Annotated in this window: 15 protein-coding genes; 9 read left to right on the top strand and 6 right to left on the bottom strand. The window is 68.3% G+C overall.

Annotated elements, in window-relative coordinates:
• Positions 1-6: 6 nt before the first annotated feature.
• Together Aph01nite_RS15730 and Aph01nite_RS15725 are read right to left on the bottom strand one after the other, a co-directional pair.
• Entirely contained in the window at positions 7-936 is a 930-nt protein-coding gene (locus Aph01nite_RS15730; protein ID WP_204041627.1) for a class I SAM-dependent methyltransferase, read from the bottom strand.
• Positions 937-995: 59 nt separating this feature from the next.
• Positions 996-1562 (bottom strand): hypothetical protein, encoded by a 567-nt coding sequence (locus Aph01nite_RS15725; protein ID WP_204041626.1) that lies wholly within the window; start codon positions 1560-1562, stop codon positions 996-998.
• 121 nt (positions 1563-1683) lie between these two features.
• Between Aph01nite_RS15725 and Aph01nite_RS15720 the strand changes: the two genes are divergently transcribed.
• Complete coding sequence (locus Aph01nite_RS15720; protein ID WP_239161724.1) at positions 1684-2256, top strand: TetR/AcrR family transcriptional regulator; 573 nt, start codon at positions 1684-1686, stop codon at positions 2254-2256.
• Positions 2257-2383: 127 nt separating this feature from the next.
• Here the strand turns inward: Aph01nite_RS15720 and Aph01nite_RS15715 are convergent, their stop codons facing one another.
• Complete coding sequence (locus Aph01nite_RS15715) at positions 2384-2998, bottom strand: TetR/AcrR family transcriptional regulator (RefSeq protein WP_204041624.1); 615 nt, start codon at positions 2996-2998, stop codon at positions 2384-2386.
• Between the two features lie 83 nt (positions 2999-3081).
• On the opposite strand from Aph01nite_RS15715, the gene Aph01nite_RS15710 reads away from it, so the two are divergent.
• Together Aph01nite_RS15710 and Aph01nite_RS15705 are read left to right on the top strand one after the other, a co-directional pair.
• Positions 3082-3987 (top strand): NmrA family NAD(P)-binding protein, encoded by a 906-nt coding sequence (locus Aph01nite_RS15710; RefSeq protein ID WP_204041623.1) that lies wholly within the window; start codon positions 3082-3084, stop codon positions 3985-3987.
• A gap of 107 nt (positions 3988-4094) precedes the next feature.
• A complete protein-coding gene (locus tag Aph01nite_RS15705; RefSeq protein WP_204041622.1) occupies positions 4095-4859 on the top strand; it encodes a GNAT family N-acetyltransferase in 765 nt (254 codons plus the stop codon).
• Between the two features lie 50 nt (positions 4860-4909).
• On the opposite strand, the gene Aph01nite_RS15700 is transcribed toward Aph01nite_RS15705, so the two are convergent.
• Both Aph01nite_RS15700 and Aph01nite_RS15695 read right to left on the bottom strand, forming a co-directional pair.
• Positions 4910-6358: an alkaline phosphatase PhoX gene (locus Aph01nite_RS15700; RefSeq protein ID WP_204041621.1), complete on the bottom strand. Its 1449-nt coding sequence runs from the start codon at positions 6356-6358 to the stop codon at positions 4910-4912.
• A gap of 109 nt (positions 6359-6467) precedes the next feature.
• On the bottom strand, positions 6468-6656 hold the full coding sequence (locus Aph01nite_RS15695) for a hypothetical protein (protein ID WP_204041620.1): 189 nt from the start codon (positions 6654-6656) through the stop codon (positions 6468-6470).
• A 104-nt stretch (positions 6657-6760) separates the two neighbouring features.
• On the opposite strand from Aph01nite_RS15695, the gene Aph01nite_RS15690 reads away from it, so the two are divergent.
• Positions 6761-7219, top strand: a complete 459-nt coding sequence (locus Aph01nite_RS15690) for a MarR family winged helix-turn-helix transcriptional regulator (RefSeq protein ID WP_204041703.1) — start codon at positions 6761-6763, stop codon at positions 7217-7219.
• Here Aph01nite_RS15690 and Aph01nite_RS15685 read toward each other — a convergent pair.
• Positions 7216-8235 (bottom strand): LacI family DNA-binding transcriptional regulator, encoded by a 1020-nt coding sequence (locus Aph01nite_RS15685; protein WP_204041619.1) that lies wholly within the window; start codon positions 8233-8235, stop codon positions 7216-7218. The genes Aph01nite_RS15690 and Aph01nite_RS15685 overlap by 4 nt on opposite strands.
• A gap of 249 nt (positions 8236-8484) precedes the next feature.
• Here Aph01nite_RS15685 and Aph01nite_RS15680 point away from each other — a divergent pair, with 249 nt between their 5' ends.
• The 5 genes from Aph01nite_RS15680 to Aph01nite_RS15660 form a co-directional block, all read left to right on the top strand.
• The gene (locus Aph01nite_RS15680; protein ID WP_204041618.1) at positions 8485-9693 is read left to right on the top strand and encodes an ABC transporter substrate-binding protein; all 1209 of its coding nucleotides are present in this window, start codon (positions 8485-8487) and stop codon (positions 9691-9693) included.
• Positions 9690-10601, top strand: coding sequence for a carbohydrate ABC transporter permease (locus tag Aph01nite_RS15675; RefSeq protein WP_204041617.1), 912 nt, complete (start codon positions 9690-9692; stop codon positions 10599-10601). Before Aph01nite_RS15680 ends, Aph01nite_RS15675 begins: the two co-directional genes overlap by 4 nt.
• A complete protein-coding gene (locus Aph01nite_RS15670) occupies positions 10598-11461 on the top strand; it encodes a carbohydrate ABC transporter permease (RefSeq protein WP_204041616.1) in 864 nt (287 codons plus the stop codon). Before Aph01nite_RS15675 ends, Aph01nite_RS15670 begins: the two co-directional genes overlap by 4 nt.
• 27 nt (positions 11462-11488) lie before the next feature.
• Positions 11489-13468: a beta-galactosidase gene (locus tag Aph01nite_RS15665; RefSeq protein WP_204041615.1), complete on the top strand. Its 1980-nt coding sequence runs from the start codon at positions 11489-11491 to the stop codon at positions 13466-13468.
• Positions 13469-13478: 10 nt separating this feature from the next.
• Positions 13479-15228, top strand: a 1750-nt coding sequence (locus Aph01nite_RS15660; RefSeq protein ID WP_204041614.1) for an RICIN domain-containing protein, incomplete at its 3' end; no start/stop codon positions are given.

Below are 15228 nucleotides of genomic sequence, written 5' to 3'. Positions count from 1 at the left end.
GCCGTCCTAGACCGTCGCGGTGACGAACCCCGCCATCACCGGATCCTGGTTGAAGGAACGCTGCTCCTCGACGCGCAATCCGCACGACTCCAGGAACTCCGGCACCTCCTCCTGGTCGATGCCGAACTTGAACGGCTCCTTGATCCGGTCGGCTGCCCAGCGCACATAAGCGGAGTAGGGGTCGTCGCTGCGCAGGATCACGGTCGTGAAGTAGTCGAAGGCCACCACGCTGCCAGGGGCGGAGATCCTGCGTAGCGTCTGTTCGACGGCCTGGCGATCCAGGTACATCGTCACGGACTCCCACAGGAAGTAGGCCGGCCTGCCCGGGTCGAAGCCCGCCTTCACCAGGTTGCCGAACCAGTCCTCCTCCTCGAAGTCCGCCGGCACGAACGTGACATGTCCCGCCTCCACCCCGGCCTTGGCCAGCGCCTCGCGCTTCACCCGCTGGGTTCCCGGAGTATCGATTTCGAAGCACCGTACGACGGCGCCCGGAGGCAGCCGGTACGACCGCGTGTCGAATCCGGCGCCGAGCACCACCAGCTGCTCCACCTCGGGCAGGTGCCGGGCCAGGGCCTGGTCGTGGAAGGTCGTGCGCGCCACCGGTTGATGGATCATGGGTGGCCGGCCCTGATACGGGTACCGGTAGGGCTTGGGCACGTAGCCGGTCACGGCGTGGGCGACGATCGTCGGCATCGTCCCGTACCGCAGGCCGAGCCGGATCGGGGTGGGCTGCACCTTCATCATCCGTACGCATGGCTCATCCCACCGCTGGCGCACGTGGTGCATGATCCATCTCGGATAGCACGACGCCAGCACTGTGGCCGAGGACCCGGTCCGGCGCGCCTGCCGGATCAGCGACAGACCCCAGACCGACGAACCGATCACCGCCAGGGGTGAGAGGAGAACCTGGATCAGCCGGAAGACAATCACTCGCATGACGAGCCCCTACCCAGGACTTCGGCACGGGATTTCCCGGAGCAATTGTCAGACCAGCTCTACCTCGAGTGCGTGTTCTTCGCGGTGCGGTGTAGGCGTAGCGCGGAGATGAGGAAGAAGACGCCGCCGACGGTCGCGTACCCGGCGAGGGTCGTGAGCGATGCGGTCGGCGTGCCGGCCTGGAGGATGAACACTGTCCCGGCGATCGTGGAGAGCGCCCCGCTGAGGATCATCGCCCATTGGCCGCCGAGACTGCGGCGGCTGACGGCCACGATGAGCTGCACGATTCCGGCGGTGATCGCCCAAACGCCCCAGACGCGCAGCACCGCGGGTACGCCCGAGGTGGCTGTGGCGGCGAGGCCGATGGCGGTGAGCAGGCTGAGGGCCAGGTTGACGTACAGGGCTGCGGCGGGGCGCGCGGTTTTCGAGGAGCGCAGATCGATGATGGCCGCGGCGACATCGAACAGCGGGTAGATCACGAGGAGGGCCACGCCCGCGGGGCCGGAATCCGGCCCGGTCAGGGACAGGAGGGCCGCCCAGACGAGGGCGAATCCGAATCGCACCAGGTAGAGGTTCCGCAACGCCAGGACAGTACGGCTGGCGTTCGTGTCAACGACGGTGGTCATTGTCTTGTTTCTTTCGGTAGGGGATTAGGTAGAATGACTAGTAACTCTACTGAGCTGACAGTAGACCGGCGCTGAGGTTCGGCGCAAGGGGCGAAGAGGAGGGACGCGTATGATCTCGGGCATGAACAGCCCCATGCGTGAGCGCCTCCTTGAGGCGGCGACCGAGCTGTTCTACGCGCACGGGCTCCGCGCGGTGAGCGTCGACAAGGTCATCGACCTCGCCAGCACGACCAAGGTGACGTTCTACCGGCACTTCAAGAGCAAGGACGACCTCGTCGTCGCTTACCTCGAACGCCGTGCCGTACTCGAGCGGGACGGCATCGGTGCGGCGATCAAGCAGGGCGACGGCGATGTCGATGCCACCCTGCGGGTGATCTCCGAGGCGATCGGGATCATCGCGTGCGCGCCCGGCTTCCGCGGCTGTCCCTTCATCAACGCCGCCGCCGAATACCCTGACCCGGACAGCCCGATCCGCAGGACCGTCGACGCGCATCGCCGCTGGAACAGGGCGGCGTTCGAACAGCTCATCGCCCCGCTCGGTGTCACGAATGCCGGAGAGGTCGCCGACGACCTGATGCTGGTCCGCGACGGCGCCATGGTCGCCGGATACCTCGACCGGCCGGCGACCGTCGCCGCCTCGTTCCTCCGCAGTAGCCAGGCCGTCATCGGCGCCGGCCACTCGACCCGGAGATAAGTTCGCTGCCCGGTAGCACAGCCAGCCGCGGTGCCGGCCTCGCACCGTTATCCGGCACCGTCAACGCAGGTGACGCTGCTCGCCGCACCGGCGCCAAGCGTGCTCGGCTTCATTCTGTTCGGGGTTCTCAGAGCGAGGCCCGCAGGAAGGCCGACGCCGCGCTGCGGGCACGCCGGGTGATCTCGTCAGGGTCCGGAGGGCCGATGACGCGGAGTAGTAGACCGATCATCAGGTCGCCCCAGAGCAGCCCGGCGAACCGCTCGGCCAGTTCCGGCGGGGAGCCGTCGAGCACCCCGTGTTCCACGGCCTGGGCCATGATCGCGATCAGGACGGCTCGGCTGGTCTGGCGTCCGGAGGAGTCCAGCGCGCGGGCGACCTCGGGTGCGCGTACCGCTTCGGCGATCGCCAGCCGGTGGACGGCGATGACCGCGGCGTCCGTCATCCCGGACAGGAGTTGTGTGCCGAAGGCGACGAGTGCGTCTTCCAGTGCCTCGCGGTCGCGGGGTTCGAGCAGGCCGGCGGGCGGGCGTACCCGTTCGGTCCGTTCGCGGATGCAGGCCGCGAGCATTTCCTGCTTGTTGCCGACCAGGGCGTAGAGCTCTCGTTTCGAGACCCGGGCGCGCTTGGCGATCTCGAGCGTGCTGGTCTCGCTGTAGCCGCCTTCCATGAAGGCCGAGAAGGCCGCTTCGAGGATGCGCTGACGAGCCGGCTTCTCCCCGGCGGGTGTCGGTGTCGCTGCCACTGCTTCCCCTTGACTTGGTACCAAGCAGTACCATACCGTCAATCGCGTGGTACCGGTCGGTACCACGGCAAAGGAGGAAGATCATGGCAGAGGGAACAGTGCTCGTGACCGGCGCGGCGGGCGGCGCGCAGGGGAGGACCGGGCGGCGGGTGACCGAGCTGCTGCGGGGGCGCGGTGTGCCGGTCCGCGCCATGGTCCGTACGCTCGACGAGCGCGCGGAATACCTGCGGAGCATCGGCGCGGAGGTGGTGGTCGGTGATTTCCACGACTTCCCGTCCATCCGGAAGGCCGTGGACGGTGTTTCTACCGTCTATTTCGCCTATCCCGTCCAGGAAGGTCTGCTCGACGCGACCGTCAACATGGCCGTGGCGGCTCGCGACGCCGGGGTCACGCGTCTCGTCGACATGGTGATGCTGGTCTCGACGCCGGACGCGCCGACGCCGCGATTGCGCGAGAACTACCTGTCCGAGCAGGTCTTCGAGTGGGCCGGGATCGGCGCCGCGCACGTGCGGGCCACGGTGTTCTTCGAGAACATCCGCGCCATGGCGAACGCGACGATCGCCTCGGGCGTGTTCATGGCGCCCTTCGACGACGACACCGTGATCCCGCTGGTCGCCGGGGCCGACGTGGCGCGGGTGGCCGCCGGGGTGCTCACGGCCGAGCACGTGCCCGCGGGCAGTTCGTACTCGGTGATCGGGCAGGTCCTGACGGTGAACGAGATCGTCGCGACGCTGGCGGACGGGCTCGGCCGGAAGGTCAGGTTCCAGGACGTGTCCGACGAGCTCTGGGCGGAGGCGGCCAGGGAACGCGTCAACGACCACGCGGTCGCGCACCTGTCCAAGTTGTGGGCCACCTTCCGCACCGGGACGGCGGACTACGCGGAGTTCAACGGGCCGGACACCATCGAGCGGGTGGGTGGGCGCAGGCCGTACACGTTCGCCGAGTTCGTGGTGGAGGAGAGGCTCAGCTTTTCGGCGGCGGGGAGCTGAGCGGACCGTAACACACTCGCGGAGGGAACTGTCGCGGCCCGCGGACGGTACGTTCGTCGGATGGAGGACGGATGATACGGGCCGCCAGGATCGATGACATGCCCGCCGTGAGGAAGATCGCGACGAGGTTCGGCCTGCTGTCCACGTGGTGCGGCACGCCGGACTTCCTCGACGCTGAGCGATTCTTCGGCCGCCTTCTGCTCGCATCGGATGACGCGGGAGCTGAGCTCGGTTTCGGCGGCACACTGCGACGCGGTTCCCTCACCCACCTCGGCGATCTGTTCGTCTTGCCCGAGCGTCAGTCTTCCGGAGTCGGCCGGGCCCTGCTCACGGATCTGCTCGGCCACGACGAACCGAGAATGACGTTCGCCTCGTCCGATCCACGCGCGGTCGCCCTCTACGTGCGGCACGGTCTGTTTCCCTGGACTCCGTTGCTCTATCTGAAAGGGCCCACGGCGGGACTGCCCAAGCGCGAGGTGCGGCCCGCTGGAGCAGACGACATCACGGCCCTGGACGCGGAGGCCTCGGGTGGGGCGCGGCACGCCACTCTCGCCTGGTACGCCGGCCTCCCAGGCGTCGCGATCTACGCGACAGACGGTGGCTATGCCGCCCTCCGTCGGACCGATGACGAGGTCACCGTTGGCCCGGCCGGGGGAAACACCCCTCAGGAATGTGCCAACGCGGTGCTCGGCGCGCTCGCCGTCTCCCCGGCGCGCAACGCCCGGATCGCGGTCCCCGGTACGCACCCGCTGGTAGGCATTCTGCTGGCCGCGGGATGGCGTATCGCGGATATGGACACGCTGATGGGTGACGACGCGAGTCGTGGGCTGGTTCACCCAGACCGTTACATTCCCAATCCCGACATCGGGTGAGCCGCAAAAGGGGTGGGGTCAGGCGGATCGCCTGACCCCACACAGGATCGTCAGCCGAGGTACTTCTCCCACGGGCCTGTGATGGCCAGCGTCAGGCCGGGGTCCTGCATGTTGACGAAGAGGACCTTGCCGTCGGCGGTGAAGGTCGGGCCGCAGAACTCCGAGTCGTTGAGCTGGTTGCGGGCGATCGCGTACGTCGGGCCGCCCGGGAACGAGCTGAGCACGTGGGAGGCGCCCGCGCCGTCCTCGGCGAGGACGAGGCTGCCCCACGGGGTGACGGTCACGTTGTCGGGGCCGTCGAAGGTGAGGTCGTTGTACTTGACCGGCTCACCCTCCTCCGACGCCTTCTGGTGCGGGAAGTACGTCACCAGCTGGATGGTCTGGGCGCGGTAGTTGTAGAACCAGACCATGCCGTCGTGCGGTGCCGCGTCAGCGGGGAGTTCGCCTTCCTCCCACGCGTAGGAGTTGACCACGTACACGCCCTCGTCGGTGCCCCACACGCCCTCGAACTTGCGTCCGCGGGTGACCTGGCCGTCGGCGAACTGCTCGCGGACGGGCTTGGTCTGCGCGTCGCGCTCGGGCACCTCGATCCACCGTACGGGGAAGGGGCGGCCCAGCTGGGCGGAGGTCAGGTAGGCGACGTCCGGCAGCACGGAGCCGTCGTCCATGATGATCTGCATCGCGGCGAGGACGCCGGCGTTCGGGGCGAGGCGGGTGAGCACGCCGGGGCCGAGCTTGACGCCGCGGGGGGCGGTCCAGCGGTAGAAGAGGCCGTTGGGCTCGTCGGCGTCCTCGGAGAGGTAGATCTTGGTGCGGTCCTTGTCGACCGCCAGGGCCTCGTGGGCGTACCGGCCGAGGCACTTGATCGGGGTCGGGTCGGCGCTGCCGTCGGCCCAGACCTCGAAGACGTAGCCGTGATCCTTCTGGTAGACGCCCTTCCGGCCGTCCTCCTCCCAGTCGTCCCCGGCCCGGTCCTCGGACTCTTCGCAGGTCAGCCAGGTGCCCCAGGGGGTGGGCCCGCCGGCGCAGTTGGAGATGGTGCCGGAGAGGGCGACGAACTCACCGCGGTTGCGGCCCGCGCGGTCAGTCTTGATCACGGTGCAGCCGCCGGCGTTGACGGCGCCGGGGTCGTAGACCGTGCCCTTGATGTGCGGTACGCCGAACTCGGCGCCCGGGTCGATCTCGTGGTTCTGGATCAGGATGTAACGGTCACGACCGGCGTCGTAGACGGCCATGCCGTCGTGGTCGGCCGGGGTCAGCCCCTGGTTGCCGTCGAGCTTGGTGACGCCGGCCCGGGTGACCACGGTGTAGCTGAAGCCCTCGGGCAGGGCCAGGATTCCGTCGGGGTCGTCCACGAGCGGCGGGAAGGGCACGTGGCCGGAGCCGACCGGCTTGGGTCGGTCTGGGTGGGACTGGGCAAGCGACGGGATGGCACCGGCGACGGCGAGGCCTACGCCGGCGGCGCCGCCGGCGAGGAGGGTACGGCGAGAAGGAGACACGGAGGTCGGCTCCTGTCCATGAGGGTTACGGGGACCTTGCCAACCAACCCCTACGGACCGACGCCGACGCGTCTTTTACGTGATGGGAGGGCGATATCGGAGCGAAGAATCAGGTTTGCTCCATCATCATGACGATGACGAGGCCGACGAGGTGGATCACCACGACGAACACCATGAACACGATGAAGAGCCACTTGGCGGGGCCGTGTTCGAAGTACTTGTCCTCCTTCATGGGCGGGCGTCGCGCCTGGCGGTCAGCGATGCGCTCTTCCAGGCTCTTCCGCTTCTGTCGGGCCATGACCCTTCCTCAATGTGGTGTTCAGCGCGCGTACACTAATAATTAGTACACTAACTGTTAGTGTACTCGGAGAGGTAAGTCCGGAGGAGGTTTACGTGAGTGACATGGGCGACATCGCCGATCCGCTGTCCCTGGAGAACCAGGTCTGCTTCGCCCTGGCCGTCGCCTCCCGGTCGGTGATCGGGCTCTACCGGCCGGTGCTGGAGCCGATGGGGCTCACCCATCCGCAGTACCTGGTCATGCTGGCGCTGTGGCAGCACGCGCCGCTGTCGGTCAAGGACCTCAGCGGCCTGCTGCAACTGGAGCCCGCCACGCTGTCGCCGCTGCTCAAGCGCCTGGAGGCCGCTGGCCTCGTCGAGCGCCGGAGGGTCACCACGGATGAGCGCTCCCTGGCGGTGACCCTGACCGAGCACGGCCGCGAACTCCGCGCGGAGGCGGAGAAGATCCCGGCGGCGATCGTCGAACGCCTGGGCATGGACCTGGGGGAACTCCAGGACCTGCACAAGGCGCTGACCCGCGTGATCGCCGCCGCCAACGCGGCCCACCTCGTCACGAACAGCTAGGTCCGGTTGGGGGCCGGGCCGGTGGAGTCGCGGACGATCAGGTGGGTGGCCAGTTCCACGTGCAGCGATTCGATCGTGTGGCCGTCCAGCAGGCGCATGAGGAGCGTCACCGCCATGCGGCCCATTTCCTCCAGCGGCTGGCGGACGGTCGTCAGCATGGGCAGGGTGCTGAGGCTGAGGTAGACGTCGTCGAACCCGGTGATCGACAGATCCTCGGGGACGCGCAGTCCGCGTTCGTGCGCGGCCCGGAGTGCGCCCACCGCCGATTTGTCGTTGAACGCGACGATCGCCGTGGGAGGGTCCGGAAGATCGAGCAGGCGGAGGGCGGAGTCGTACCCCCAGTCGGTGACGGGTTCGACGTTGCGTACCAGGAGTTCCGGGGAGGGCAGCAGGCCCGCGGTGGCCAGGGCCGCCGCGTGGCCGACGATGCGTGAGTCGCTGGCCAGCCACTCCTGGGGGCCGCCGATGACGCCGATGCGGCGGTGTCCCAGTTCGATCAGATGGGCGGTCAGGCTCCGGGCGCCGGCGAAGTGCGAGGCCGACACGGAGGCGATGTCCTCCGACGAGACCCGGGGGTCGACGACGACGAAGGGGAAGTTGCGCGCCTGGAGTGCGCGCAACTGCTCTCCGGACTCCGGGGGCAGGATGAGGACGGCCCCGGCGATCTCGGGGTCGTCGGGCAATCCGGGCAGCGCGTCCACCCGCAGGGCGGCGTCGCCAGCGCTGAGGATCAGGCGCCGTCCGTGCAGGTCCAGGGTCTCGGCCACCGACGAGACGATGGTGCCGAAGTAGTCGGTCAGCACGTACGGGCAGCGGACGTACACCGCGCCCTGCACGCTCCGGGAGGGCGCGGAGGGCTTCGCTCCCAGCCGTTCCACGGCACGCTGGACGATTCGCCGTGTCTCGTCGGCGACGTAGACGTGGCCGTTCAGGACTCGCGACACGGTGGCGATGGAGACGCCCGCCTCGGCGGCGATCGCCCTGATGGTGACCCCTGTGGACCGTCGCCTAGACATTTGTTACATCCATTTGTTTCAGAAATCTCCCGTCAGCTTCCTGTATTCCAGCCATTACAGCAATGTTTCCGGAAGCCTTGACACACCCCACGAGACGGCGTAGTTCTGATCTCGTCATAGTTTTACATAATTGTTTCATAGATTTACAGATCACGCCAGGGGTGACGAGGTCGCTTGCCCGTTCCCCCTCAGGGATCTTTCTCGGCAGTTAGTACGTGTCAAAAACTAAGCTGCGAACAAGGATCGAACATGAAAGTGACGCCCGCCCTCGCCCTGTCCGTTCTCGCCCTGGTCGCCGTCTCCTGCGGCGACACCGGAGGTTCCGCCACGAGCCAGGCCGCCACGGTGGACTTCTGGTACTACCAGCCGACCCCGCAGCAGGCCGACAAGGTCAAGCGACTCGCCAAGGACTTCGAGACCGCCAACCCCGGCCTCAAGATCAAGCTCACCGAGATCCCGAAGGACGACTACAACACGAAGATCGCGACCGCGCTGAACGGGGGCAACGGACCCGACGCCGGCTATCTCGACCAGCCGCAGATGGCGCGCTTCGCCGGCGGTCGCCAGATCGCCGCGGTCCCGGCCCGGACGATCGACGAGAGCGCCTACTACGAGGGCGCGCTGGAGACCAACAGGGTCTCCGGCACGCTGTACGGCGTCCCGCTCCAGCAGACCACCGTCGTGCTGTTCTACAACAAGGACTACGTGCAGACCCCACCGGCGACGTGGGACCAGCTCGTCGCCGAGTCCGAGCGGGTCCACCGGGAGAACCCGAAGGTGGCCGGTGTCGCGCTGCCCAAGGGCGACGGCTTCGGCGCGTGGATCTTCCCGGCGTTCGTCGCGTCGGCGGGCGGCACCATGGTCGACGAGAACGCCAGGAAGGTCACGTTCAACAGCCCGCAGGGGCAGGAGGCGCTCGGGCTGTGGCGTACGCTGCTGGCCAGCTCGCCCCGCAAGATCACCAACACCGACCAGGCGTTCCAGAAGGGCCTGGCGGCGATGACGTTCTCCGGGCCGTGGGACGTGCTGGGCATTCGCGAGCAGTTCCCGCAGCTGAAGTTCGGCACCGCGTTACTGCCCAAGAAGCTGGAGGACGCCAGCACCATCGGCGGCGAGAACGGCGTCGTCTTCAGCACGGCCGACAACCCCGACGGCGCGTGGAAATGGCTGAAGTTCCTGTCCAGCGCCGACCACAACGCCGAGTTCGCCGACATCACCGGCAACTTCCCGGTCAACAGGGCGGCGGCGGCCAAGTCGACGCTGGCCGGCGATCAGGACATGAAGATCGTCATCGACCAGCTCCAGTCGGCCCGCTCGCGCCCCGCGCTGCCCGAATGGATCAAGGTGAACGACGAGTTCATCGCCAAGGCCATCGAGGAAGGCGTCGACGGCGGCAGGAGCCCGGCCGAGGCCCTGGACACCGCGGCCGTCCGGGCGGCCAAGGCCCTCGGATGGTGAAGACTCGGCGAGCGGGCGTCCGGTCGGGCGCCCGCTCCGAGGCGGTCGCGGGCTGGCTGTTCATCACCCCCGCCGTCGCGCACACCCTGGTGTTCATGGCCGCGCCCGCGGTGGGCGCGCTGCTGCTCAGCTTCTCCCAGTGGGACATGACCTCGGCGCCGACGTGGGCGGGGCTGGACAACTACCGTGCCGTACTGTTCGACCGCGACCTGTATCCGGACTTCCTGGTGGCGGTCCGGGTCACCGCGTACTACGCGCTGCTGGCGGTGCCGGCCTCGCTGCTGACGGGCTTCGTGCAGGCGTACCTCATCGACGCCGTACGGCGGGGGCAGGGGGTGTTCCGGCTCGCGTTCTACCTGCCGATGATCACTGCCGAGGCGGCGGTGGCGGCCATCTGGAAGTGGCTGTACGACCCGCAGTTCGGTCTCATCAACGGGCTGCTCGGCGTTTTCGGCGCCGAGGGCCCCGACTGGCTGGGAGAGCCGGCCATGGTCGTGCCCGCCCTGGCCCTGATCGCCGCCTGGCAGTCCGGCACCGCGATGATCATCTTTCTGGCGGGACTGAAAGGCATTCCCCGCAATCTGTACGAAGCCGCCGAGGTCGACGGAGCACGCCGCAGGGACCAGCTGCTCCGCATCACCATTCCGCTGCTGCGGCCCACCACCTTCTACCTGGTGATCACCGGGGTGATCGGCGCGTTGCAGGTCTTCGGCCTGGTGTACGTGCTGTTCGGGCGTGACATCGGCGGGCCGGAGTCGGCCGGGCTGACCTACGTCCTCCAGCTGTACGTGACGGGCTTCCGCGACGGCGAGATGGGAGCCGCCAGCGCCATGTCCTTCCTGCTCTTCGCCGTGACGATCATGGTCACCGCCCTGCAGTTCCGGCTCCTCCGCAGGGAGCCCGCGTGACCAGGCACCGTGCCGCCGCCCGGCCGCCGGCCGTCATGCGCGCCTTCGCCACCCTCGTCCTGGTCGCCGGAGCCCTGGTGGCGATGGCTCCCTTCGTGTGGATGATCGCCACGTCCTTCAAACAGCCGCAGGACGTGTTCACCCCGACGCCGCAGCTCCTGCCGCTGTCGAGCGAGACGGGGGCCTGGGCCGGCACGTTCGACAACTACCTGGCCGTGTTCGACATTGACGGATTCACCCGCGCGTTCGTCAACAGCGTCCTGGTCGTCGTGGTGCTCGTTCCGGCCAAGGTGCTGCTGGCGGCGATGGCGGGGTACGCCTTCGCGCGGATCCGCTTTCCCGGCCGAGACCGCGTCTTCGCGATGATCCTGGCGACGATCATGCTGCCCGGTGTCGCGCTGCTGGTGCCCAAGGTCTTCCTCACCCAGGAGCTGGGCATGGGCGACAGCCTCAGCGGCCTCATCGTGCCGAGCCTGGTGTCGGCGTTCGACATCTTCCTGTTCCGGCAGTTCTTCCTCACCCTGCCCCAGGAGCTGGAGGAGGCGGCGAAGATCGACGGCGCCGGCTGGTGGCTCATCTTCCGCAAGCTCGCCCTGCCCCTGGCCAAACCGGCGCTGGCCGTGGTGACGATCACCGCGTTCATCTTCCACTGGAACGACTTCCTGTGGCCGCTGGTCATCCTGACCGACCAGGAGAAGTACACACTGCCGCTGGCGCTCCAGGCTTTGGCCTCGGGACGCGTGGCCCAGCCGCACCTGGTCATGGCCGGCGCCGTGGTCGCCGTCATGCCGGTCGTCGCGGTCTTCCTGATCTTCCAGCGGCGCATTCTCGACGGCATCCAGTTCACCGGCCTGAAGTGATCTTCGACTGACTCCGGGAGAGTTCTCGTGCTTATCACCGCCGAATACCCCTACTTTCGCGACACCCCCGAGGTGTGGGCCGACCGGCTGCGGACACTGGTCGCCGCGACCGGGATCAGGGTGATCACCACCTATGTGCCGTGGCGGTTCCACCAGCCCGCCGCCGACCGTGAACCCGACTTGTCAGCGGCCACAGATTTCGTACGGCTCTGTGGACGTCTGGGGTTGGACGTCATCGTGAAGCCGGGCCCTTTCATCCACGCGGAGACCAACTACGGTGGCCTGCCCGACTGGGTCAGTCCGCTGGAGGACGCGTCGATCGAGCCCCAGCTCGACTCGGCCGGCCGTACCGTCCGGTGGTCGGGGTCGCGGCTGGACCGGGACGGACGTGCCGAACCGTGGCCGCTGCCCGCCCCGCTGTGTCCCCGATTCTCCGTACTCGCCCGGGAGTGGTTGCGGGCGGCCGGACGCGAACTGCTGACCGCCGAGTTGCTGGCGCCCAACGGGCCCGTCGTGGCCGTGCAGATCGGGAACGAAGGGCTGTTCACCAACGGGTCCCGGCCCCTGGACGACTACGACTACAGTCCGTCGGGACTGGCGTTCTTCCGGAACGGCCTGGCCCGGCACTACGGCGACCTGGACGCGTACAACCGCCATCACGGCACTTCCGTCAGGTTCTGGACGGAGATCGATCCGCCACGGGCGGGCAGTCCGGGCACGCCCGCGGCCTGCGCCGACTGGGGGCGTTTCCACGCCGACTACCTGCACCACGTGCTGCGGGACTGGGCCGACGCGTTCGGCTCGCCCGTGCCGGTGCTGCTGAACCTCAACCCGCCCGCCGGGGAGGACGGCGCGATGGACGCCTGGCTGGCCCGCGTCCGCCCGGAGCAGTGGACCGGCATGGAGTACGGCTTCACCAACTGGATGGGCGTCGTCTCCGCCGACCGGGGCGCGCACGCCCGTTACGTCGTGGCCGCCAAGCGGGCGCCCGGCCCCAACATGGAGGAGAACTGGGGCTTCTCCAAGCTGTACGACGAGGCGTACGCCTCGGCCGCGACCAGCTTCCACCAGACCCTGCTCGCCCTGGCCGCGGGCGCCACCGGATTCAACGTCTACACCGCCGTCGGCACCGGCGACTGGACCCCCGCACTGGACGTCGTGCACTCCAGCCCGTACCCCGACTGCGCCCCCATCGACGAGGACGGCCGCGTCACCGCCAAGGCCGCCACCGTACGGATGCTCGCCGAGTTTTTCACCCTGCACGGGCGGGAGTTCCAGGAATGCGTGCCTGTCACCGCCGCGACCTGGGGGTTGTACACCCCGTACGCGGCCGTCGCGGCCTGGGACCCGCAGGCCGCCGAACAGTGCGGACGGCCCCTGCTGGCCTTCCACGAACGGTCGCGCGCCGAGGGCTGGGACTACCGGATCGTGGACCTGGAGCACGCCGACCTGAGCGGCCACGACCAGGTCGCGCTGCACGGCGGCGCGTTCATGCACCGGCACGTGCAGCACAAACTCGCCGCCCACCTGCGCGCGGGCGGGCGTGTCGACCTTGAGGGCCTGGTCCCCCTTCTGGACGAACATCACCAGCCCTGCACGATGCTCGCCGAGGCGCTGCGCGACACCGGGCAGCCGGACCGCGAGGTCCCGCGGGCGGTCCGCGTCGTCGAGGGCATCGCCGACGCCTACCTGCGCTCACACCCCTCGGCCGACGTCCATTACCTGACCGTCCTGGCCCAGTCCGACTCCGGCCCGCACGTCGTCGTCGAGATCGAGCATCGCGGGCGTACCCAGCGCGTGGAGCTGACCATCGCCGCCGGGGGCGCGGCGATCCTCCGCCTCGCAGCCGGTGAACTCGGCGACTTCCTGGTCACCGGGATCAACGGGCACCTGGGCTCAGCCGTCGCCGCCGCCTGCCGGGTGGACGGCACGGGCGCCGCCGCCTCCCAGCCCGCCGACCTGCTCCGCGTCGGCGGTCGTACCACCCAAGAGGAGACCACCCCATGAAAGGATCACGATGAGAAAACCCGCCCAACGCGGCAGGCGGTGGCACGCCTTATGGCTGGCCACCGTCGTCGCGGCGACGAGCACGACGATCGCCGTCACCGGAGTTCCGGCGCAGGCGGCGACCGCGGTCAACGTGTGGGTCACCACCGCCGACGCCGGCAAGCTCCTGCAGCAGCAGCCGGGGCTGACCTTCGGCGCCGACAGCGGGAACGCCACCACGATCGACGTCTCCGACGCCAATACGTACCAGACCATGGACGGATTCGGCGCCTCCTTCACCGACTCCTCCGCCTGGCTGGTGTGGAACCGGCTCAGCGCCGGCCAGCGCGACCAGCTCATGAACAATCTCTTCAGCCGTACGTCCGGGATCGGCCTGAGCATGCTCCGCCAGCCCATGGGCACCAGCGACTTCGCGGTCAACGGCGCCGACTACACCTACGACGACACCTGCTGCGACCTGGGCGGATTCAGCATCGACCACGATCGCGGCTACATCATCCCGGTCCTCAGGCAGGCCAAGGGCATCAACCCGGAACTCAAGATCATGGGTACGCCGTGGAGCCCTCCGGCCTGGATGAAGACCAACAACTCGCTGTTCGGCGGCTCCCTGCGCGCCGACCGGCACGCCGTGTGGGCCGACTACATGGTCCGGTACACCCAGGCGTACGCCGCCGAGGGCCTGCCGATCTACGCCCTGACCCTGCAGAACGAGCCGCACCACGAGACGTCCGGCTACGCCTCCATGCGCATGGAACCGGCCGAGCAGGCGGCGGTCGTCAAGAACCAGCTGGGTCCCAAGCTCGCCGCCGCCGGAACCGGCAGCAAGATCATCGTCTGGGACCACAACTGGGACGAGCCCGGCTACCCGATCAGCGTGCTGAACGACGCGGACGCCAAGCGGTACATCGCCGGCTCGGGCCTGCACTGCTACGCCGGTGACGTCAGCGCGCAGAACACCATCCACAACGCCCACCCCGACAAGGACATCTGGTTCACCGAGTGCTCCGGCGGCGGCTGGGCGACCGAATTCGGCGGCAACCTCAAGTGGAACCTGCAGAACCTGATCATCGGCGCGACCCGCAACTGGGCCAAGGGCGTCACCCTGTGGAACATGGCGCTGGACCAGAACAGCGGTCCCACCAACGGCGGCTGCACCAACTGCCGTGGCGTCGTCACCGTCGACCAGAACAACGGCAACGTGACGTACAACGTCGAGTACTACGTCCTGGGCCACGCCAGCAAGTTCGTACGCTCCGGGGCCAGGCGCATCGACTCCAGTTCGTACGCGAACGACCTGGAATCGGTCGCGTTCAAGAATCCCGACGGATCGGTCGCCCTGGTGACCCTGAACGCCGGGTCCGGCAGCAAGGCGTTCAAGGTGCGCTGGAAGGGTCAGTCGATCACGTACACACTGCCCGCCGGAGCGGCGGCCACCTTCACGTGGGGCGCGGGCGGCACCGACCCATCGCCTTCGCCTTCGCCTTCGCCGGGTGGGCCGATCGACACGGGTGCCTGGTATCAGGTGGTCAATGTCAACAGCGGCAAGTGTGTGGACGCTGCGGGCTGGGGGACCGGCAATGGGACTGCGGTGCAGCAGTGGACGTGCGGTTCGGCGCAGAACAACCAGCAGTGGCAGTTCCGGCCGACGAGCGACGGTTTCTACCAGGTGGTCGGGCGTAACGCGCCTGCTCAGGTGTGGGATGTCAGCGGCGGTGCCGGCGCGACAGGTGACGGTGTCAAGATCCAGACCTGGGTGTACA

The organism is Acrocarpospora phusangensis, assembly GCF_016862995.1.
Lineage (GTDB): Bacteria > Actinomycetota > Actinomycetes > Streptosporangiales > Streptosporangiaceae > Acrocarpospora > Acrocarpospora phusangensis.
The sequence above is the reverse complement of the archived record's forward strand: the minus strand, read 5'-3'. Positions and strand labels throughout refer to the sequence as shown.

What these genes read in the sequence shown, in the direction of transcription:
- Aph01nite_RS15730 (WP_204041627.1), bottom strand. Translation starts at nt 936, where the DNA reads ATGCGAGTGATTGTCTTCCGGCTGATCCAGGTTCTCCTCTCACCCCTG.
- Aph01nite_RS15725 (WP_204041626.1), bottom strand. Translation starts at nt 1,562, where the DNA reads ATGACCACCGTCGTTGACACGAACGCCAGCCGTACTGTCCTGGCGTTG.
- Aph01nite_RS15720 (WP_239161724.1), top strand. Translation starts at nt 1,684, where the DNA reads ATGAACAGCCCCATGCGTGAGCGCCTCCTTGAGGCGGCGACCGAGCTG.
- Aph01nite_RS15710 (WP_204041623.1), top strand. Translation starts at nt 3,082, where the DNA reads ATGGCAGAGGGAACAGTGCTCGTGACCGGCGCGGCGGGCGGCGCGCAG.
- Aph01nite_RS15695 (WP_204041620.1), bottom strand. Translation starts at nt 6,656, where the DNA reads ATGGCCCGACAGAAGCGGAAGAGCCTGGAAGAGCGCATCGCTGACCGC.
- Aph01nite_RS15690 (WP_204041703.1), top strand. Translation starts at nt 6,761, where the DNA reads ATGGGCGACATCGCCGATCCGCTGTCCCTGGAGAACCAGGTCTGCTTC.
- Aph01nite_RS15685 (WP_204041619.1), bottom strand. Translation starts at nt 8,235, where the DNA reads ATGTCTAGGCGACGGTCCACAGGGGTCACCATCAGGGCGATCGCCGCC.
- Aph01nite_RS15680 (WP_204041618.1), top strand. Translation starts at nt 8,485, where the DNA reads ATGAAAGTGACGCCCGCCCTCGCCCTGTCCGTTCTCGCCCTGGTCGCC.